Consider the following 17,973-nt stretch of genomic DNA (forward strand, 5'->3'; position numbering starts at 1 on the left):
CAATGGGCAGGTTCGTGACCGACCCGACAGGAGCCGCCCCCCATGCCCCGCCTCGCCCTCTACGCGCTCGTCCTGTGCGCGCTCGCCGTGGCCGCCGCCGTCGTCTCCTTCGTGGAGGGCAGCTGGCTGGGCGTCCTCTGGATCCTGATCGCGGGCCTGACCAGCAACATGTGCTGGTACTACCTGCGCAAGGCGAAGGCGGACCGGGAGTCCGCCGAGCAGCGGATCAGCTGAGCGGGTCGCCCTCCCAGAACTGGAAGAAGGCGTAGCCCAGGCCCGACAGCCCGTCCGGGATCCCGAAGGCAGCCGTCACGGAGTCGATGAAGCCGAAGAACGCGGCTTTGACCTCGGGGATCCACAGCACACCGAAGACGGCCAGCAGCCCGAACTGCCCGAAGGGCTCCAGCTGGCGCCGCGTCCGGTACGAAAGCCAGGGCTCGATCACGCCGTAGCCGTCGAGGCCCGGCACCGGCAGCAGGTTCAGGATCGCCGCCGTGACCTGCAGCATCGCCAGGAAGGCCAGCGCGGACGCGAAGGGTGCGTTGGTGCGGTCCAGCGTGATGACGCCGAGGGTGAACGGCAGCATCAGGGCGATCGCGAACAGCACGTTGGTCAGCGGGCCCGCGGCCGAGATGAGGCTGTGCTTCCAGCGGCCGCGGATCCTGCCCCGCTCGATGAAGACCGCCCCGCCGGGCAGGCCGATGCCGCCCAGGATCACGAAGATCACCGGCAGCACGACGCTCAGCAGCGCGTGCGTGTACTTCAGCGGGTTCAGGGTCAGATAGCCCTTGGCACCGATCGAGATGTCGCCGCCGTGCAGCGCGGTACGGGCGTGCGCGTACTCGTGCAGGCACAGGGAGACGACCCAGCCGGACACGACGAACAGGAACACGGCGAAGCCGGTGCTGGCCGAGAAGTCCGTCCACACCGCCCAGCCCGAGACGGCCATGATCGCGACCAGGCCCAGGAAGATCGGGCTGATCTGCCGTTCGCTGCGGGTTGCTGCGGTCGTCATCGTGCGGGCTCCTGCGGAGGCGGTGCGTCATCGGTCGTGGTGCTGGCCGCCCGATCATGCCATCCGACGCCGCCGGGCACAGCCACGGCGGGATAACGCTCTGCCGCCGCCGGACGTTCCTGCGGCGCCCCGGCCCCGGCCGGCCGGGTCGCGCCCGTATTGCGATCCGTCATCGATCGCCGCAGGCCCCCTCACGGCCCCGGGCGGGCAGGCGCATGCTGAGTCGCACCGGGGTGAGGGGGGAACGATGGGACGGAATCGGCGCGTCGTCCTGGCGGTGCTCGGCGCCGCAGGGCTGGGCCTGTTGTCCGGATGCGGGGCGGCGACCACGGGAGTCATGGGGATCAGCGTGACCGAGGACGGGAAGCCGCTCGCGGTGATGCTCGTCTGCGACGGCCGGGTCGAGAGCGTCACGCTCCACGACGCCGACCGGGGGCCGAGCAGGAAGAACCGCCTGGCCGCCTGGAGCCGGGGGAGGCCGGCCACGCGATTCTCCGTCTGGTCGCTGGAGAGCGGCGGCAGGGGCTGGAGCGTCGAGAAGACCATGGCGCCCCTGGAGCCGGGACGCACCTACACCCTGTACGGGTGGACCGGTGACCCCGCGTCGACGACCAGCGGCGTGGACTTCACGGCCGCGCAACTGGCGGGCCTGCGGCCCGGGCAGGTCCGATGGTTCAAGGGCGAGGAGATGCCGGGCACCGACCGGGACGGGTTCGCCACGGTGGGGGTCGCGGAGTTCCGCGCGGACGCGTGCGGGGAGTTGTGACGGGTGGGTTGTGGTTGCGGCCGGTTGTCGTGTGCGGGTCGTTTGCGCCTGCGGGCGGCTGCGCCGGGCTGCCCGGTTGTTGTGTGCGGGTTGTTTGCGCCTGCGGGCCGGGTGCCCCGGGCTGCCCGGTGGGTGTGTGCGGGTTGGTTGCGCCTGCGGCGGGCGGTTCTCCCGCCCTCCCGCCCGATTGCCCCGGATGGTTGGTGCGGGCCTGCGCGCGTGCGTGGTGGGCCGGGGGCGGGGCCTCCGGGGCTGCACGTCCTGGACTGGGTTATTTACGTGCATGGCGGGCGGTCCAATTGGTGCCGTCTGTGCCGCACACAAATATCCCGCAGCGTCCAGAACATCCACCCCTACGACCCCGCCCCCTCCGTTTCGTTGGGCGGCCAACGGCCGGTGGGGGGTGATGGGGGGCGCCCCTACCCGCACGGTTGGGAGCTGCCCTCAGCAGGGGTCCTCTGGCCGCAGGCCGAGCAAGGGTGCGCGCACCCGTGGCCGGGGGTGGCACCTCCCATGGGACGAGTGACGCACCTCACCCGCGGGTGCTCGCAGGGCTTTGCCTATGTCACGGCGATGCCGAAGGTCGCCAGGCGGCAGATCACGACGATTGCCGATGTGGGGACGACCCTGGCCTCCGGCGCGGGCGGCTGACTCGCAACCAGGTTCAGTCTGGGAACCACACCGAATGAGGCCGCCCCTGAGCGAAGGCCGAAACAGGGCGGCACACGCACACGGCAACGGGCCGCTCGACAGGGCGCGCCCTACCGCCGGCATCGGCCCGAGCACCCCGAAAGACCTTCCGGTCCGATCCACCCCATGATCATCGCGCGAAGCCGGCGCGGGCCTCAGTCACCACCCCCAGCTACCAAAGGAAGCTGCCCCCATGGAGCACCAGACGGCCGTGGGCGTTCAGCAAGGCACGTGCGGCAACCCCGGACCGCCCTCACCCCCCTCCGGCCGTCAGTCGCTCACGGATACGGAGGGGGCGGGGTCGTAGGGGTGGATGTTCTGGACGCTGCGGGATATTTGTGTGCGGCATCCGGGGCTCGGACATGGACCGCCCGCCATGCACGTAAATAACCCAGTCCAGGACGTGCAGCCCCGGAGGCCCCGCACCCGGCCCACCACGCACGCCGCGAGGCGGTCACTGACCGCGCCGGGCAATCGGGCGGGAGGGCGGGGGACAGCCCGCCGCAGGCGCAAACAACCCGCACACGACAACCCGGCAGCCCGGCGCAGCCGCCCGCACACAACAACGGACCCGCACGCAAGCCACCGGGCAGCGCGGGGCACCCGGCCCGCAACCGCGACGGCGCCGCACACGACAACCCGGCCCCACAGAACGCAACCCGGGGGCGCCCGCCCCCGCGCCTCGGACAGAATGGGGGGCGTGCGCTACGGCATTCTCGGGACGACGCAGGTTCACCGCGACGACGGCACAGCCGTACCGCTGGCCGGTACGCGGCTGAGGTCGCTGCTCGCCGCGCTCGCGCTGCGTGCCGGGCGGGTGCGGACCACCGAGGCGCTGATCGACGAGGTGTGGGAGGGCGAGCCGCCCGCCGACGCCACCGGCGCCCTGCAGGCGCTGGTCGCGCGGCTGCGGCGGACGATCGGGCACGAGGCCGTCGGCTCGGTGGACGGCGGCTACCGCCTCGTGGCCGAGCCGGACGCCGTGGACCTCCACCGCTTCGAGCGGCTCGTCGAGGACGGCGGCCGGGCGCTCGCCGACGGCGACGCGGCCAAGGCCGCGGAGGCGCTGGACTCCGCGCTCGCGCTGTGGCGCGGCCCGGTGCTGGCCGACCTCCCGGACCGCGTGACCGTCGCGCCCCGCTACGACGCGCTGCGGCTGGACGCCCGGCGGCTGCGGATAACCGCCGAAGTGGCGCTGGGCCGCGCCGAGCAGGTGCTGCCGGAGGCCGTGGAACTGGCCGCGGCGCACCCGCTGAACGAGGCGGTTCAGGTGCTGCGGCTGCGTGCGCTGCGCGAAGCGGGCCGGGGCGCCGACGCGCTGGTGGCGTACGAGGAGGTGCGGCGCGAGCTCGCCGAGACGCTGGGCACCGATCCGGGCCCGGAGCTGCGCGCCCTCCACACGGAGCTGCTGAATCCTTCCGCCCCCGCCCCCGCCCCCGCGGGGGCCCCGTCCGGGAGCCCGGTGCGGCTCGGCAACGCGCGTGCCCGGCTGACCAGTTTCGTCGGCCGCGAGTCGGACCTGTCCGCGATCGCCGCGGACCTCGCGGCCGCGCGGCTGGTCACCGTCACCGGCCCGGGAGGCACCGGCAAGACCCGCCTGTCGCAGGAGGCCGGGGACCTGGTCGCCGGGCACTGGCCGGACGGCGTCTGGTTCGCGGAGCTGGCACCCGTGGAGGACCCGCGCACCGTGGCCGTCGCCGTGGTGAACGCGCTCGGCCTGCGCGAGACGCTGCTGCACGCGGCCTCGGCGACCGAGGCGGCGCTGGCCGCGGAGGCGAAGGGGGCCGTGGCCAAGGACCCGCTGCTGCAGCTCACCGAGTACTGCGCGGAACGCCGCATGCTGCTGGTCCTGGACAACTGCGAGCACGTGATCGGCGCCGCCGCCGAGCTCGCGGAGCGGCTGCTCGCGCACTGCCCGGACGTGGCGGTGCTGGCCACGAGCCGCGAGCCGCTGGGTGTCCCGGGCGAGCTGATCCGCCCGCTGGACCCGCTGCCCCGGACGCCGGCCCTGCGGCTGCTCGCCGACCGCGGTGCGGCGGCCCGTCCCGGCTTCACGCCGGACGAGGACCCGGAGGCCTGCGCCGAGCTGTGCCGCAGGCTCGACGGACTCCCGCTCGCCATCGAGCTGGCCGCGGCCCGGCTGCGGATGATGACGCCCCGTCAGCTGGCCGACCGGCTCGACGACCGCTTCCGCATCCTCACCGCGGGCAGCCGCACCGTGCTGCCACGCCAGCAGACACTGCGCGCGGTGGTCGACTGGAGCTGGGGCCTGCTCAGCGAGGCCGAACGGATCGTGCTGCGCCGCTTCGCCGTGTTCGCCGGCGGCTGGGACCTGGCCGCCGCCGAGGCGGTGTGCGGAGCGGACGGCGGCGCCGTGGACGCCCGCGACGTCGCCTCCGTCCTGGCCTCGCTCGTCGACAAGTCGCTGGTCGTCGCCGACCTCGCCGAGGACGGCGCCCGCTACCGCATGCTGGAGACCATCGGCGAGTACGCGGCCGAACGCCTCGTCGAGGCCGGTGAGCGCGACACCGTGGGCCGCCGCCACACCACGTACTTCCGCGAGTACGTCCGCACCGCCGACCCCGAGCTGCGCGGACCGGGCCAACTGCGGTGTCTGGACCGCCTGGAGCGGGAGCACGAGAACCTGCGGGCCGCGATCCGCCGGGCGGTGGACACCGGGGACGAGCAGGAGGCGCTCTGCCTGGTGCTGGCCTGCAGCTGGTTCTGGGAGATGCGCAACTACCGCAGCGAGATCGGCCACTGGCCCGCCGTGGTGGCCGCGATGAGCCCGGTGGACGCCTTCGCCGAGCCGCTGCGGCTCCCGCCGCTGGACCGCGGGCCGCTGGAGGACCCGCCGCCGATGACACCGCAGCAGCTCACCGAGGCGCGGCGCTGGGTGCGCACCTCCGAGGTGTTCGCGTACATGGGCGAGCGCGACGTGTGGAACGACCCGCGGCTGGTCGGGCTCGGCGAGGCGATCATCGAGGCCTACCCGCCGGAGCTGCCGCAGTCCAGCCTGCGGCCGGGGCTCTTCCGCATGCTCGGCGCGATGCTGACCGGGCGCTTCGACCGCATGTCCGAGCTCATGGACGACACGGTGGCGAGCTGCCGGCTGCACGGCCGGGTGTGGGAGCTGGCGTTCGCGCTGCAGTTCCGCGCCAAGGTGATGAACGACGTGGAGGACCGGCTCGAGGCCTCCATGGACGACATCCGCGAGGCCCGGGAGCTGTTCGGCAGGGTCGGCGACGACTGGGGCATGGCCGAGGTGCTGGCGGCGGAGGCCGAGGCGACCGCCAACGCCGGCGACTGGGTCCGCGCCGCGGAGAGCTGCCGCGAGGCCATCGAGCTCGCCCGCAAACTCGGCGCGTACCAGCACGTGCCGATCATGACGGTCCGCCTCGGTGACGCCCTCGCCAACGCCGGCGACCTCGTGGAGGGGGAGCGGCTGATCCGCGAGGGGGTGGCGGAGGCCGAGACCTACCGGCCGGTGGGCGACGACGCGGGCTACTACGGCAAGGTGCTCCTCATCGCCCTGCTCTCCCGGCGCGGCGAACTGGACGAGGCCTTCGCACTGCTCGACGCCCTGCAGGCCGCCCCGCCGCGCGGGATGCCCTCGTTCATCGTCGGACTCCTCGCCGCCATCCGCGGCTGGCTCACCGGCATGGCCGGCGACCCGTACGGCGGGCTGCCCCATCTGGCCGAGTCCGTCGCCTACATGGAGGGGCACCCGCTCAGCCCGATCATCGGGCCGCGCCTGGGCGTGCTCCTCTTCCCGCCGGGTGTCGCGCTCTTCACCGGGATCGCCGGCCTGCGGGACGGCGACGACGTCCGCGGCCCCGCCCGCCGCGCCGCGGTGGTGCTGGGCGCCCACGACGCGCTGCGGCAGACCGCCTGCACCCCGTGGGAGCGGACGAGCCTGGACGAGGACGCGGTACGGCTGCGCGGGTACCTGGGCGAGGAGGACTTCGCGCACGCCTACCGCGAGGGCGAGGGGCTCGTCTTCGCGGAGGCGGTCGAGCTGCTGCGCCGGCCCGTCTGAGGCTTCCTCAGCCGGCCTTCTTGCGGGGCGCCGCCTTCTTCGCCGCGGTCTTCTTGGCGGCCGTCTTCTTCGCCGGCGCCTTCTTCGCGGCCGTCTTCTTCGCCGGGGCCTTGCCGGAGGCGGTCTTCTTCGCGGCGGCCTTCTCCCCGCCGCGGGCGTCGATGCTGGCCTGGAGCGCGGCCATCAGGTCCACCACGTTGTCGGGGGCGGCGGTGACCTCGGCCATCTCGGGGACGGGCTCGCCCTCCAGCCGGGCGGCGACCAGCTCGTCCATCGCGTGCTGGTACTCGTCGTGCATCGACTCCAGGTCGAAGTCCTCGGAAAGGGTCTCCATCAGGCTCTGCGCCATCTTCAGCTCCTGCGGCCGCACGGTGACCTTCTCCGGCGGCGCCAGCCCCTCCGCGGCGCGGACCTCGTCGGGCCAGTACATGGTGTGCAGGACCAGCACGTCCTCGTGGACGCGCAGCAGCGCCAGCGACTCGCGGGTGCGCAGCGCGATCTTGGTGACGGCGGCCTTGCCGCTGCTGCTCAGGGCCTCGCGGAGCAGGACGTACGGTTTGGCCGCGGCGGTCTCGGCGCCGACGTAGTAGGCACGGGACAGCGACAGCGGGTCGATGTCGTCGGCGTCGACGAAGGCGAGCACGTCGATCAGCTTCTTGCTGGGCAGGGGCAGGGCGGCCAGGTCCTCGTCGGTGAGCACCACCGTGCGGCCGGCCTCGTCCTCGTACCCCTTGGCGATCTCCGCGTAGGGGACCTCCTTGCCCTCCTTCTCGCAGAACCGCTTCATGCGGATGCGGCCGCCGTCCTCGGCGTGCACCTGGTGCAGGGAGACGCCGTGCTCCTCGGTGGCCGCGTAGAGCTTGACGGGAATGGAGACCAGCCCGAAGCCGATCGCACCTTTCCACATGGATCGCATACTTTCGTCCCTTTCCGGGGACTTTCCAGACTATGCCCGCCCCGTCAGCCTCGCCCGACCGGCAGACGGTCGAGGTGGACGGCCGCCGAGTGGTCCTCACCCACCTGGACAAGGTCGTCTTCCCGGTCACCGGCCACACCAAGGCACAGCTGCTGCAGTACTACGCGAGCATCGCCCCGGTGCTGGTGCCGCACGCCGCCGGGCGCCTCGCCTCCTTCGTCCGCGCCCCCGAGGGCCCGCACGCCCAGCGGTGGTTCGCCAAACGCCCGCCCGCCGGCACGCCCGACTGGGTGACCACCGCCGGGGAGGCCGGCGAGCCGCACATCGTCGTCGACTCCACTCCCGCCCTGGTCACCATGGCCAACCTCGGCGCCTGGGAGGTCCACGTCCCGCAGTGGACCGCGGCGGGCGGCCGCGACGCCCACGACCGGCTCGTCCTCGACCTCGACCCCGGCGAGGGCGCCGACCTCGTCCTGTGCTGCCGGGTCGCCGAACGCCTGCGCCAGATGATGGAGGACGACGGGCTCACCGCCTTCCCCGTCACCTCCGGCAGCAAGGGACTCCATCTGTACGCGCCGCTGCGGTCCGCCACCGAGGCCGCCGCCACCGGCTACGCCAAGGCGCTCGCCGCGCGCATGCGCGACGAGCACCCCGGCCTTGTCGTCTTCTCCATGACCCGCAGCCTGCGCGCCGGGAAGATCTTCATCGACTGGTCCCAGAACGCCTCCGCGAAGACCACCGCCTGCCCCTACACCCTGCGGCTGCGCGACCGCCCCGGCGTCGCGGCCCCCGTCACCTGGGACGAGGTCGCCTCCTGCCGGACGGCGGAGGACCTCGCCTTCACCCCCGAGGAGGTCCTGCGGCGCGCCGCCGTCCACGGCGACCTGCTGGCCGCCCTCGACGACGCCGCCGGACGCGGCATCCTGCCGTGACGGGCGCCCCCTGGTGACCGGCCCCCTCCCGCTGCCCGTCCGTGTCGCCCTGGCCCGCCGCGTGGACACCGTCCCCGCGGCCGACGCCCTTCCCGGCGGGTGCGCCTACGAGCCCAAGTTCGACGGCCACCGCATGGTCGTGCTCACCGGCCCCGTGCGTCTGCAGACCCGCTCTGGCCGGCTCGTGACCGCGACCTTCCCCGAGATCGCCGAGGCCGCCGGGGCGCTGCCGTCCGGTACCGTCCTCGACGGCGAGGTCGTCATCTGGCGGGACGGCCGCATCGACTTCGGCGCCCTCCAGCGCCGCGCGCTGCGCGGCTCCCGCCGCCGCCCCGTCCTCCCCGCCAACTACGCGGCCTTCGACCTGCTCGCGGCCGGCGGCACCGACCTGCGCGGCCGCCCGTACGACGAACGCCGGGCCGCCCTCGTCGCCCTGCTGGCACCGCTCGGGCCGCCGCTGCAGGCCGTACCCATGACGACCGACCGCGACGAGGCCGTCCAGTGGTACACCTCGCTCGCCCCGGCCGGCATCGAGGGCCTCGTCGTCAAGGGCCGCGGCCAGCGCTACCGCCCCGACCGACGTGACTGGCTCAAACTCCGCCACGCCGTCCCCCAGGACGCCGAGGCCATCGGCTTCACCGGCGCCCCCCGCGCCCCCCGCGCCCTCGTCCTCGACCTCGGCGACGGCCCCTTCGCCTCCGCGCCCCTGGACGCCCCCCTCCGCACGCAGTTCGCCGCGCTCCTCGTCCCCCCGCCGGCCCCGGCCGCCGCGGCCCTCGACGACGGCACCCCCTACCGTCCGCTGCCCGCCCCCCTCCCCGTCGAGATCCTCCAGGGCGAGGGCCGCCACGCCCTCACCACGGTGCTCCGCCTCCGGCCCGAGGCGTGACGGGGCGGAATGGTTCACCACCCCGCCCCGGAAAGGCCGTTGAGCAGCGGTCGTAGCCGGAATACCGTGACGCGTCGCCGCCCGGCCCGTCGCGCGCGACCCCCTGGTTCCGAGGAGACCCCGTCCGGCATGCGCGCGTTCCTCCAGGCCCTCCGGCTGCTCGTGCCGCTGCTCGGCACCCACGCCGCCCTGGACCGGGCCGCGGACGCCGCCGTGTCCCCCGGACGGAGCCGAACCGGGCAGCTCGGGCCCGCGCGGCCTCCTCGGGCCGCCCGCGGACCGGGCACCGGCTCAGCCCTGGGCGGCCGCCGCCGGCACCTGGCGGGTGCGGGTCCAGCGCAGCAGGGTCTCCACGTCCCAGGTGTTGACGACCCGCTCAGGGGGGACGCCGCACTCCTCGGCGCGGGCGCAGCCGTGGATCTGCCAGTCCAGTTGGCCGGGTGCGTGGGCGTCGCTGTCGATACTGAAGAGCACCCCGGCCTCCACGGCCTTGCGCAGCAGCCGGCGCGGCGGGTCGAGGCGGTCGGGGCGGCTGTTGATCTCCACGGCCACCCCGAAGCGCTCGCAGGCGGCGAAGACCAGGTCCGCGTCGAACTCCGACTCCGGGCGCAGCTTGCCGGACACCAGCCGGCCCGTGCAGTGGCCGAGCACGTCCACCAGGGGGTTGCTGATCGCGGAGATCATCCGCCGGGTCATCTCGTCCCGGTCCATCCGCAGTTTGGAGTGGACGGAGGCGACGACCACGTCCAGCCGGTCCAGCAGCTCCGCGTTCTGGTCGAGGGCGCCGTCGGCGAGGATGTCGCACTCGATGCCGGTCAGCAGCCGGAAGGAGCCGCCGAGGCGGCCGCCGACCTCGGCCACCACCTCCAGTTGGGCGCGCAGCCGCTCGGCGGTCAGCCCCCCGGCGACGGTCAGCCGGGGGGAGTGGTCGGTGAGCGCCGCCCACTCGTGGCCCAGCTCCATCGCGGTGCGGGCCATCGTCTCGATCGGGCTGCCGCCGTCGGACCAGTCGGAGTGCAGATGGCAGTCGCCGCGCAGCGCGGCCCGCATCCGCAGCCCCGCGCCGCCCTCCGGCCGGGGGACCGCGTCCGCGGCACCCTCCGCCAGCCGGGTGAGGTAGGCGGGCCGCTCGCCCGCCAGCGCCTCCCGGACGACGGCGGCGGTCTTCGGGCCGAGCCCCTTGACCTCCTCCAGGCCGCCCGCCCGTTCCGCGCGCCGCCGGAGCTCCTCCGGCGGCAGCGCGGCGACCGCGGCGGACGCACCGCGGAAGGCACGGACCCGGTAGGTCGGAGCACCGTCCCGCTCCAGCAGGAAGGCGATCCGGTCCAGCGCCGCTACGGGGTCCATGCCTCCAGGATCAGGTCTTGTTGCGGAACCTCGCCACCGCCAGCGGCGCGCTGATCACCGTGATGCCGACGGCCCACATCACCGTCATCATCGCCGAGTGCGCGACGGCGCCGCCGTTGATCAGGTTGCGGGAGGCGTCCGCGAGGTTGGACAGCGGGTTGTAGCGGGTGAAGGCCTCCAGCCAGCCCGGCATGGTCGTGGGCTTGGCGAAGATCGAGCTCCCGAACTGCAGCGGCAGGACGACGATCATGGCGAGTCCCTGGACGGACTGGGGGGTCCGGGCGACCAGACCCAGGAGGATGAAGACCCACATCAGCGAGGCCCCGAAGGCGAGCGACAGCACCACCGCGCCCAGCAGCCCGAACACCCCGTTGTCCACGTGCAGTCCGAGGATGAAGCCCATCAGGAGGAGGATCACCGTGGCGACCAGCGCCCGGCCGATCTCCACCACGATCTTCGCGATCAGCACGGAGGAGCGGGCGATCGGCATCGTGCGGAAGCGGTCCATCACCCCGGTCTTGAAGTCCGAGTTGACGCCCGTGCCGACGGCCATGGCGATGTTCATGCCCATCATGGCCATCAGGCCGGGCACCATGTAGTTGACGTACTTCTCCTGGCTGCCCTCGAGCGCGCCGCCGAAGACGTACACGAACAGCAGCGTGAAGACGATCGGCATCAGCAGCGCGTCGAACATCGACTCCGGGTCCTGCCGGATCTGCAGCACGTTGCGCCGCACGAGGGCGCCGATGTGCCGCAGGTTGGCGCGCAGCCCGATCCGCGGATCGGCGGCCGCGGCCCTGGTGTTCCCCGCGGGGACGGTGACGGCGGTCATGCCGCGAGCTCCTCTCGCTCCTGGGTGCCGCTGCCGCGCGTGACGGCCAGGAACACCTCGTCCAGACTGGGCAGATGGGTGTCGATGCCGGCGATGGCGAAGCCCTGTGCGCCGAGCGCGGCCACGACCTCCGTCAACTGCTCGTCGCTGAGGATCGGCACGTTGAGCACCCCGCCCGCGTGGTCCGCGACAGCCTGCGCGCCCCTGCCGAGCGCCGCCGCCATCGCGTCCAGCACCCCGGGGTCCACCGGCCGCACCTGCAGCGTCCGGCCGCCGACCTTCGCCTTCAGCTCCTCGACCCGGCCCCCGGCGATCACCCGGCCGCGGTCGATGACCGTCAGCTCGTGCGCGAGCTTCTCGGCCTCCTCCATGTACTGCGTGGTCAGCAGCACGGTCGAACCGTCCGCGACCATGTTCCGCACTTCCTCCCACACCTCGTTGCGGGTGCGGGGGTCCAGGCCGGTGGTCGGCTCGTCCAGGTACAGCACCGCCGGGCGCCCGATCATCGACGCCGCCAGATCCAGGCGCCGGCGCATGCCTCCCGAGTACTCCTTGGCGGGCTTGCGGGCGGCGTCCGTCAGCGAGAACCGCTCCAGCAGCTCGTCCGCCCTGCCGCGGGCGTCCCGCCGGGACAGGTCCAGCAGCCGGCCGATCATGTAGAGGTTCTCGCGGCCCGACAGCGACTCGTCGACCGAGGCGTACTGCCCGGTCAGCCCGATCACCCGGCGCAACTGGCGGGGCTGCGCCACCACGTCGTACCCGGCCACCGTCGCCGTGCCGGCGTCCGGCCGGATCAGCGTGGACAGGATCCGTACCAGCGTCGTCTTCCCGGCACCGTTCGGCCCCAGTACGCCGAGCACGGTCCCCTCCCGCACGTCCAGGTCCACCCCGTCGAGGGCCTTCGTCTCCCCGTAGCGCTTCACGAGCCCCCGCACCCTGACGGCGGTGTCCATGCTCTTGGCATCTCGTTCTGTCATGACGCCACGGTCGCGTGTGTCACCGACACGGCGCCGACATATCGCTGACAGCCCCACCGACACGGTGCCGACACCGCCTCGGCCGCCCGCGCGCGGCACCGGAGAACGCCGGAGGGGGGACGCGCACCGCGCGTCCCCCCTTCCTGTGCCGGCGCCCGCAGGGCCTATGTGGTGACCGACACCAGCCGCTGGCCCTGGGACGTGACGACGTCGAAGCGGGAGATGTCGTCCGGCTGCATCCCCGCCGACCCGTCCAGAGTGAGCGGGTTGGGCTGGTCGGAGGTGCCGTAGCCGGCCGTCGGGACACTCCAGGTGCCGACCGTCTGCTGCGAGCCGTCCTTTCCGACGACGACCAGGCGGCAGGTCAGCGGGCCCTGGACCCCGGCGAGGGTGAGGCCGACCTCGCTGCCCCACTTCTTCTCGTTGATACCGACCGTCGCCTTGACGCCCGTGGAGTTGTCGGTGCCCTTGAACTGCTCCGCGTACACCCTGGCCTGCGCGTCGTCCGAGCCGCCGGAGGCCAGCACCGCGACGGTCGGGGCCGCCACGATCAGCGCCACGGAGGCGGCGAGCGCGAACATCCTGCGCCGGGCGCGGGTCTTGCGCTCGTCGGAGACCTTGCCGAGGAGACGCCCGAGCACCTTGTCGCCGCTGGGCGGGACGGGTGCGCCGGCACCGGCGGGGGCGAGTTCGGCGAGCACCGGCACGAGGCCGCTCAACTCGTCGAGCTGCTGCCCGCACTGGTGGCAGATGGCGAGGTGCTGCTCGAAGCGCGCCATGTCGGCGTCGTCGAGCACGCCGAGGACGTAGGCCCCGACGTCGACGTGCGGGTCGTGGGGGGCACCTGCCCCGGAGCCGTAACCGTAGACCGTCACGAGGTGGTCACACCCCTTTCCTCAAGAGCGATTTTCAGGGAGCGGAGGGCGTAGAAGACGCGGGAGCGCACGGTGCCGGGCGGTACCCCCAGCGCCGCCGCGGCCTCGTTGACCGTCCGGCCCTTGAAGTACGTTTCGATCAGCACCTGGCGGTGGGCCTCGGTGAGATCATCCAGTGCGTCGGAGATCGTCATCAGCCTCAGGGAGCGTTCGAGTTCGTCCTCGGCCGGGAGCTGGTCGAGGGCGGCCGGGGAGGCCTCCGGGGGCCGTGCCTGACGGCTGCGGTGGCCGTCGATCACGATCCGCCGGGCGACCGTCACCAACCAGGGCCGCAGGGAACGGGCGCCCGGGTCGAGCCGGGACGCGCTCTTCCACGCGCGCAGGAGTGTCTCCTGCACCACGTCCTCGGCCAGGTAGCGGTCACCGCCGACCAGCCGAAGAACGTATGCGAAGAGCGCACCCGCGTGTTCGCGGTAGAGCGCCCGCATGAGGTCCTCTTCGGGGACCCCACCTGAGCGATGGTCGGCCACGAGCGCATCCTGCCCTACTGATCGCTGGGGGTCGAGTCCTCTCAATGCCTGCTGTCCCATCAGTACCCGTCTGACCCGTTCTCGGTGGAGGCGCTCTTCGGCTGCGCGGGCGCCCCGGCCTTCTCGCCGTCCGGGGTGGCCGCGTACCAGGTGCGGTTCGCGCCCTGGCCCTTGGTGTCGCCCGGGTTCTTGTCGCCCGCGAAGTGGTAGAGCGGCATTCCGTTGAGCGTGAGCTGCATCGTGCCGTCGGCGCGCTTCACGCTGCCGACCAGGTTCTGGTCCACGCCCTGCACCTGGGTGTCCGAGACCGCGGCGGCCGGCTGCCACTGGGTCGCGCACTCGCCGGTGCAGGTCGAGGTCGGCGGGTTGGGCTTGTCCTGCTCGAAGCGGTACAGCACCCAGCCCTTCTCGTCGGTGACCAGTTTGCCGAGCTGGGCGTTGTCGACGGTCCGGAGACCGGGGGCCGCTGCGGGCTGCGACGCCTGGATCGCGCCCACCGGGGGACTGGCATTGTCGACGCCCGCGTTGCAGGCGGTGGCGACGATCAGCGCGGCGGAGGCGAATGCCCCCGCCCCCACTGACCGGCGCAACTTCGGAACGTTCATGCCAAGGCCCCCGGCATTGTCTCGTCGGTGCTCCGCCCCTGGTGGGCGGTTGCCAACTCATACGGAGACGAGGGGCGGTGTACTCAACCTCCTCAGAAAAAAACTTCCGCCCCGGGGAGGGGGTGCCCGGGGCGGAAGCCGGCGGTGCGTCGCACCGCCTCAGGGGAAGTCGCGCGTGGCGCCGCGACAGGTCGTCGGGAGATCAGTGGAAGCTGTGCTCCGGGGCCGGGTAGGCGCCGCCCACGACGTCCTCGGCGAAGGCCTTCGCGGCGCCGCCGAGGGTCTCGCGCAGCGCCGCGTACTGCTTGACGAAGCGCGGCACCCGGCCGCCGGTCATCCCCGCGAAGTCCGTCCAGACCAGCACCTGGGCGTCGCACTCCACGCCCGCGCCGATGCCGACCGTCGGGATGTGCAGGATGCGCGTGACCTCCGCGGCCAGCTCGGCGGGGACCAGCTCCAGCACGACGGCGAAGGCGCCCGCGTTCTGCACGGCCTTCGCGTCGCGCAGCAGCTGCTGGGCGGCCTCCTCGCCGCGGCCCTGGACCGGGTAGCCGCCGAAGGCGTTGACCGACTGCGGGGTGAGGCCGATGTGGGCCATCACGGGGATGCCGGCCTGGACCAGCAGCTCGATCTGCTGGGCGGAGCGCTCGCCGCCCTCCAGCTTCACGGCGCCCACCCCGGCCTCCTTGACCAGCCGGGTCGCGCTGCGCAGCGCCTGCGTCGGACCCTCCTGGTACGAGCCGAACGGCAGGTCGCCGATGACCATCGCGCGCTTGGTGCCGCGCACGACGGCGGCGGACAGCATCGTCATCTCGTCCAGCGTGACCGGGACGGTGCTCTCGTAGCCGAGGTGGCAGTTGCCCATCGAGTCGCCGACCAGCAGCACGGGGATGCCGGCCTCGTCGAAGACCGAGGCGGTCATGGCGTCGTAGGCGGTGAGCATGGGCCACTTCTCGCCGCGCTCCTTGGCGGCGGCGATGTCCCGGACGGTGATCCGCCGTGTCCCCTTGCCGCCGTACAGCGCCTTGCTGCTGTCGGGAGCGGGCTGGGCGGGCGTCTGGGCAGCCGGAACGGCATGCGTCATTGCAACGGCTCCTTGTGTCATCTCGAGGCGCCCTCACGGCGTCCCCGGACCGCTTCCATGCTGACACGCGCCGCCGTTCGCGCAAAGGGGGGCGTCCGCCGCTCCCCCTTTTGCCGAGGTTTTACAATACGAAACGGTCCCGTATCGGAAATCGGGTCTACGTTGGCCGCATGCCCGCCGACACAGCGCAGCCGCCGAGCCTCGGTGTCCCGGAGGCGGTCCACCGCCGCCGCTGGGGGATCCTGACCGTCCTGCTGTTCAGCCTCCTCGTGGTGGTCCTGGACAACTCGATCCTCAACGTCGCGATGAAGACGATCGCCGAGCCCGCTCCGACCGGCCTGGGCGCCACCCAGAGCCAGCTGGAGTGGGCGATCAACTCCTACACGCTGGTCTTCGCCGGCCTGCTGTTCACCGCCGGCCTGCTCGGCGACCGCCTCGGCCGCAAGAAGGTGCTGCTCTTCGGCATGGCCGTCTTCGGCGTCGGGTCGGTGCTGTCGGCCTTCGCCGGCTCCTCCGGCGAGCTGATCGCCTTCCGCGCGGTCATGGGCTTCGGCGGCGCCTTCGTGATGCCCGCCACGCTCGCCATCATCATCAACGTCTTCGAGCGCGAGGAGCAGCCCAAGGCGATCGGCATATGGACCGGTGCGGTGGGCCTCGCGATAGCCATCGGCCCGGTCACCGGCGGACTGCTCCTCGAGCACTTCTGGTGGGGCTCGGTCTTCCTGGTGAACGTGCCGATCATCGCCGTCGCCCTCGTCGCGATGGTGCTCATCGTCCCCGACTCGCGCGACCCGCGGCCGGGCCGGCTCGACCCCTTCGGTGTGCTGCTCTCCATCGTCGGCCTGGTGCTGCTGGTGTACGGCATCATCAAGGGCGGTCAGCTCGCGGACTTCACCGCCCCCACGGCCCTGGCGCCCATCGTGGGCGGCCTCGTGGTGCTCGGCGCCTTCGTCTGGCACGAGGCCCGCAGCAGCCACCCCGCGTTCGACGTCTCCTACTTCCGCAACCCGACCTTCTCCGCCTCGGTCTCCGCGATCGGCCTGGTCTTCTTCGCGCTCATGGGCGTGACCTTCTTCATGGTCTTCTACACCCAGAGCGTGCGCGGCTACACCGCCCTGGAGTCCGGCCTCCTGCTGCTCCCGCTCGCCCTCGCCCAGCTCGTCTTCGCCCCCCGCGCCCGGCTGGTCGTCGACCGCGTCGGCGCCCGCGCCACCTGCGCCACCGGGCTCGCGCTCATAGCGCTCAGCTTCCTCGGCTTCCGGTTGCTCGACGCCGACAGCCCGATCTGGCTGCTGGAGGTGCTGTTCTTCCTCATGGGCACCGCCATGGCCCACGTGATGCCGCCCGCGACCGTCGCCATCATGTCCTCCCTGCCGCGCGAGAAGGCCGGCTCCGGCTCCGCCGTCAACAACACCTTCCGGCAGGTCGGCGGCGCACTCGGCGTTGCGGTCCTGGGCTCGCTGATGTCGACGGTCTACCGTGACGGCATCGCGGACCATCTGACGGGCCTCCCCGCCGAGGTGCAGCACCGGGCCGGCGAGTCCATCGAGGCCACGCGCGCCGTGGCCGAGGGCATGGGTCCCGCGGGCAAGGCGCTGATCGCCCCGGCCACGGACGCCTTCCTCGACGCCATGCACGTCACCGCCTACGTCGCGAGCGGTGTCGCGCTGCTCGGCATGCTCGTCGTCCTGTTCTTCCTGCCCGGCAGGAACTCCGGGGCGCGCCCCGCGGGCGGGGAGGAACGCGAGACCAGCCCGGTGGGGGCGGAGCGGTGACCGACACCCGTGCGGGGACGGAACCGGGCGACGGGACGTCGCCCGGGCCTTCCGTGCGCGTCGCACGCGGCCGCCCGCGCAGCGCCGCCGCCGACACCGCGATCATCGAGGCCGTCCTCAGCCTGCTGGAGGAGGGCGCCACGATCGCCGACCTGTCGATGGAGCGCATCGCCCGCGCCGCCGGGGTCGGCAAGGCCACCGTCTACCGGCGCTGGGCGGGCAAGAACGCGCTGATGCTGGACGTCATGAAGTCCGTGGACGAGCAGACGCCGCGGCTCGCCGGCCGCTCGGTCCGTGACGACCTGGTCACCTGCGTCGAGTTCATACGGCGCAGAGCCCTGGTCAAGCGTTCCTCCGCCCTGCTGCGCAACGTCATCGCCCAGGCCCAGAACGAGCCCGAACTGTGGGCCGCCTACCACGACACCGTCATCGCGGCACGGCGCGCGCAGGTCGGCGAGGTCCTGCGGCGCGGCGTCCGCACCGGCGAACTCCGCGCGGACATCGACCCGGAACTCCTCGGCGACCTCTTCCTCGGCCCCATGCTGTCCCGCTCGATGCTGCGCCCCGACGCGGCGCTGCCGGAGGGGCTGTCCGAGCTGATCGTCGACGCGGTGCTGCAGGGTGTCCGCGCCGGGAACTGAACGCGTCAGGGAACAAGGGGAATGTCCTCGTTCTGTCACAGGGCGTCCCGTGGGCGGCCC

Annotated in this window: 17 protein-coding genes; 8 read left to right on the forward strand and 9 right to left on the reverse strand. The window is 73.0% G+C overall.

What is annotated here, in order from left to right; translation table 11 throughout:
- Window positions 1–42 precede the first annotated feature (42 nt).
- Window positions 43–234 carry a hypothetical protein gene (locus tag OIE69_RS27995; protein WP_326576664.1) on the forward strand — a complete coding sequence of 64 codons (192 nt, stop codon included), beginning with the start codon at window positions 43–45 and terminating at the stop codon, window positions 232–234.
- Here the strand turns inward: OIE69_RS27995 and OIE69_RS28000 are convergent.
- Window positions 227–1,015: a site-2 protease family protein gene (locus OIE69_RS28000; protein WP_326576665.1), complete on the reverse strand. Its 789-nt coding sequence runs from the start codon at window positions 1,013–1,015 to the stop codon at window positions 227–229. The genes OIE69_RS27995 and OIE69_RS28000 overlap by 8 nt on opposite strands.
- 247 nt (window positions 1,016–1,262) lie before the next feature.
- On the opposite strand from OIE69_RS28000, the gene OIE69_RS28005 reads away from it, so the two are divergent.
- The 3 genes from OIE69_RS28005 (at window position 1,263) to OIE69_RS28015 (ending at window position 6,510) form a co-directional block, all read left to right on the forward strand.
- Window positions 1,263–1,781, forward strand: a complete 519-nt coding sequence (locus OIE69_RS28005; RefSeq protein ID WP_326576666.1) for a hypothetical protein — start codon at window positions 1,263–1,265, stop codon at window positions 1,779–1,781.
- 522 nt (window positions 1,782–2,303) lie between these two features.
- Window positions 2,304–2,432 carry a hypothetical protein gene (locus OIE69_RS28010; protein ID WP_326576667.1) on the forward strand — a complete coding sequence of 43 codons (129 nt, stop codon included), beginning with the start codon at window positions 2,304–2,306 and terminating at the stop codon, window positions 2,430–2,432.
- A 730-nt stretch (window positions 2,433–3,162) separates the two neighbouring features.
- Window positions 3,163–6,510: an ATP-binding protein gene (locus OIE69_RS28015; protein WP_326576668.1), complete on the forward strand. Its 3,348-nt coding sequence runs from the start codon at window positions 3,163–3,165 to the stop codon at window positions 6,508–6,510.
- Window positions 6,511–6,517: 7 nt separating this feature from the next.
- Here the strand turns inward: OIE69_RS28015 and ku are convergent, their stop codons facing one another.
- Window positions 6,518–7,417, reverse strand: a complete 900-nt coding sequence (gene ku / locus OIE69_RS28020) for a non-homologous end joining protein Ku (protein WP_326576669.1) — start codon at window positions 7,415–7,417, stop codon at window positions 6,518–6,520.
- Between the two features lie 41 nt (window positions 7,418–7,458).
- On the opposite strand from ku, the gene ligD reads away from it, so the two are divergent.
- Together ligD and OIE69_RS28030 are read left to right on the forward strand one after the other, a co-directional pair.
- Window positions 7,459–8,358: a non-homologous end-joining DNA ligase gene (ligD, locus tag OIE69_RS28025; protein WP_326576670.1), complete on the forward strand. Its 900-nt coding sequence runs from the start codon at window positions 7,459–7,461 to the stop codon at window positions 8,356–8,358.
- A 13-nt stretch (window positions 8,359–8,371) separates the two neighbouring features.
- Entirely contained in the window at window positions 8,372–9,247 is an 876-nt protein-coding gene (locus tag OIE69_RS28030; protein ID WP_326576671.1) for an ATP-dependent DNA ligase, read from the forward strand.
- A gap of 291 nt (window positions 9,248–9,538) precedes the next feature.
- Here OIE69_RS28030 and OIE69_RS28035 read toward each other — a convergent pair whose 3' ends face one another.
- The 7 genes from OIE69_RS28035 to panB all read right to left on the reverse strand — a co-directional run bounded on the left by OIE69_RS28035 (window position 9,539) and on the right by panB (window position 15,497).
- On the reverse strand, window positions 9,539–10,594 hold the full coding sequence (locus OIE69_RS28035; RefSeq protein WP_326576672.1) for a PHP domain-containing protein: 1,056 nt from the start codon (window positions 10,592–10,594) through the stop codon (window positions 9,539–9,541).
- A gap of 10 nt (window positions 10,595–10,604) precedes the next feature.
- Window positions 10,605–11,426 (reverse strand): ABC transporter permease, encoded by an 822-nt coding sequence (locus OIE69_RS28040; protein WP_326576673.1) that lies wholly within the window; start codon window positions 11,424–11,426, stop codon window positions 10,605–10,607.
- On the reverse strand, window positions 11,423–12,403 hold the full coding sequence (locus OIE69_RS28045) for an ATP-binding cassette domain-containing protein (protein ID WP_326576674.1): 981 nt from the start codon (window positions 12,401–12,403) through the stop codon (window positions 11,423–11,425). Before OIE69_RS28045 ends, OIE69_RS28040 begins: the two co-directional genes overlap by 4 nt.
- A 164-nt stretch (window positions 12,404–12,567) precedes the next feature.
- The gene (locus tag OIE69_RS28050; RefSeq protein WP_326576675.1) at window positions 12,568–13,278 is read right to left on the reverse strand and encodes an anti-sigma factor family protein; all 711 of its coding nucleotides are present in this window, start codon (window positions 13,276–13,278) and stop codon (window positions 12,568–12,570) included.
- Window positions 13,275–13,868 carry a sigma-70 family RNA polymerase sigma factor gene (locus tag OIE69_RS28055; RefSeq protein ID WP_089221762.1) on the reverse strand — a complete coding sequence of 198 codons (594 nt, stop codon included), beginning with the start codon at window positions 13,866–13,868 and terminating at the stop codon, window positions 13,275–13,277. Before OIE69_RS28055 ends, OIE69_RS28050 begins: the two co-directional genes overlap by 4 nt.
- Window positions 13,868–14,413 carry a hypothetical protein gene (locus OIE69_RS28060; protein ID WP_326576676.1) on the reverse strand — a complete coding sequence of 182 codons (546 nt, stop codon included), beginning with the start codon at window positions 14,411–14,413 and terminating at the stop codon, window positions 13,868–13,870. Before OIE69_RS28060 ends, OIE69_RS28055 begins: the two co-directional genes overlap by 1 nt.
- Window positions 14,414–14,615: 202 nt before the next feature.
- Window positions 14,616–15,497, reverse strand: coding sequence for a 3-methyl-2-oxobutanoate hydroxymethyltransferase (gene panB, locus OIE69_RS28065; RefSeq protein WP_018556940.1), 882 nt, complete (start codon window positions 15,495–15,497; stop codon window positions 14,616–14,618).
- A 170-nt stretch (window positions 15,498–15,667) separates the two neighbouring features.
- On the opposite strand from panB, the gene OIE69_RS28070 reads away from it, so the two are divergent.
- Both OIE69_RS28070 and OIE69_RS28075 read left to right on the forward strand, forming a co-directional pair.
- Window positions 15,668–17,272: an MFS transporter gene (locus tag OIE69_RS28070; RefSeq protein WP_326576677.1), complete on the forward strand. Its 1,605-nt coding sequence runs from the start codon at window positions 15,668–15,670 to the stop codon at window positions 17,270–17,272.
- Window positions 17,269–17,913, forward strand: a complete 645-nt coding sequence (locus OIE69_RS28075) for a TetR/AcrR family transcriptional regulator (protein WP_326576678.1) — start codon at window positions 17,269–17,271, stop codon at window positions 17,911–17,913. The genes OIE69_RS28070 and OIE69_RS28075 overlap by 4 nt, the downstream gene beginning before the upstream one ends.
- Window positions 17,914–17,973 lie beyond the last annotated feature (60 nt).

This window comes from Actinacidiphila glaucinigra (assembly GCF_035918135.1).
GTDB lineage: Bacteria > Actinomycetota > Actinomycetes > Streptomycetales > Streptomycetaceae > Actinacidiphila > Actinacidiphila glaucinigra.

Excerpts from the sequence above, each read along its gene's own strand:
- ku (WP_326576669.1), bottom strand. The coding sequence starts at position 7,417 with ATGTGGAAAGGTGCGATCGGCTTCGGGCTGGTCTCCATTCCCGTCAAG.
- OIE69_RS28070 (WP_326576677.1), top strand. The coding sequence starts at position 15,668 with ATGCCCGCCGACACAGCGCAGCCGCCGAGCCTCGGTGTCCCGGAGGCG.
- ligD (WP_326576670.1), top strand. The coding sequence starts at position 7,459 with ATGCCCGCCCCGTCAGCCTCGCCCGACCGGCAGACGGTCGAGGTGGAC.
- OIE69_RS28040 (WP_326576673.1), bottom strand. The coding sequence starts at position 11,426 with ATGACCGCCGTCACCGTCCCCGCGGGGAACACCAGGGCCGCGGCCGCC.
- OIE69_RS27995 (WP_326576664.1), top strand. The coding sequence starts at position 43 with ATGCCCCGCCTCGCCCTCTACGCGCTCGTCCTGTGCGCGCTCGCCGTG.
- OIE69_RS28015 (WP_326576668.1), top strand. The coding sequence starts at position 3,163 with ATGGGGGGCGTGCGCTACGGCATTCTCGGGACGACGCAGGTTCACCGC.
- OIE69_RS28035 (WP_326576672.1), bottom strand. The coding sequence starts at position 10,594 with ATGGACCCCGTAGCGGCGCTGGACCGGATCGCCTTCCTGCTGGAGCGG.
- OIE69_RS28060 (WP_326576676.1), bottom strand. The coding sequence starts at position 14,413 with ATGAACGTTCCGAAGTTGCGCCGGTCAGTGGGGGCGGGGGCATTCGCC.
- panB (WP_018556940.1), bottom strand. The coding sequence starts at position 15,497 with ATGACGCATGCCGTTCCGGCTGCCCAGACGCCCGCCCAGCCCGCTCCC.
- OIE69_RS28055 (WP_089221762.1), bottom strand. The coding sequence starts at position 13,868 with ATGGGACAGCAGGCATTGAGAGGACTCGACCCCCAGCGATCAGTAGGG.
- OIE69_RS28045 (WP_326576674.1), bottom strand. The coding sequence starts at position 12,403 with ATGACAGAACGAGATGCCAAGAGCATGGACACCGCCGTCAGGGTGCGG.
- OIE69_RS28005 (WP_326576666.1), top strand. The coding sequence starts at position 1,263 with ATGGGACGGAATCGGCGCGTCGTCCTGGCGGTGCTCGGCGCCGCAGGG.
- OIE69_RS28000 (WP_326576665.1), bottom strand. The coding sequence starts at position 1,015 with ATGACGACCGCAGCAACCCGCAGCGAACGGCAGATCAGCCCGATCTTC.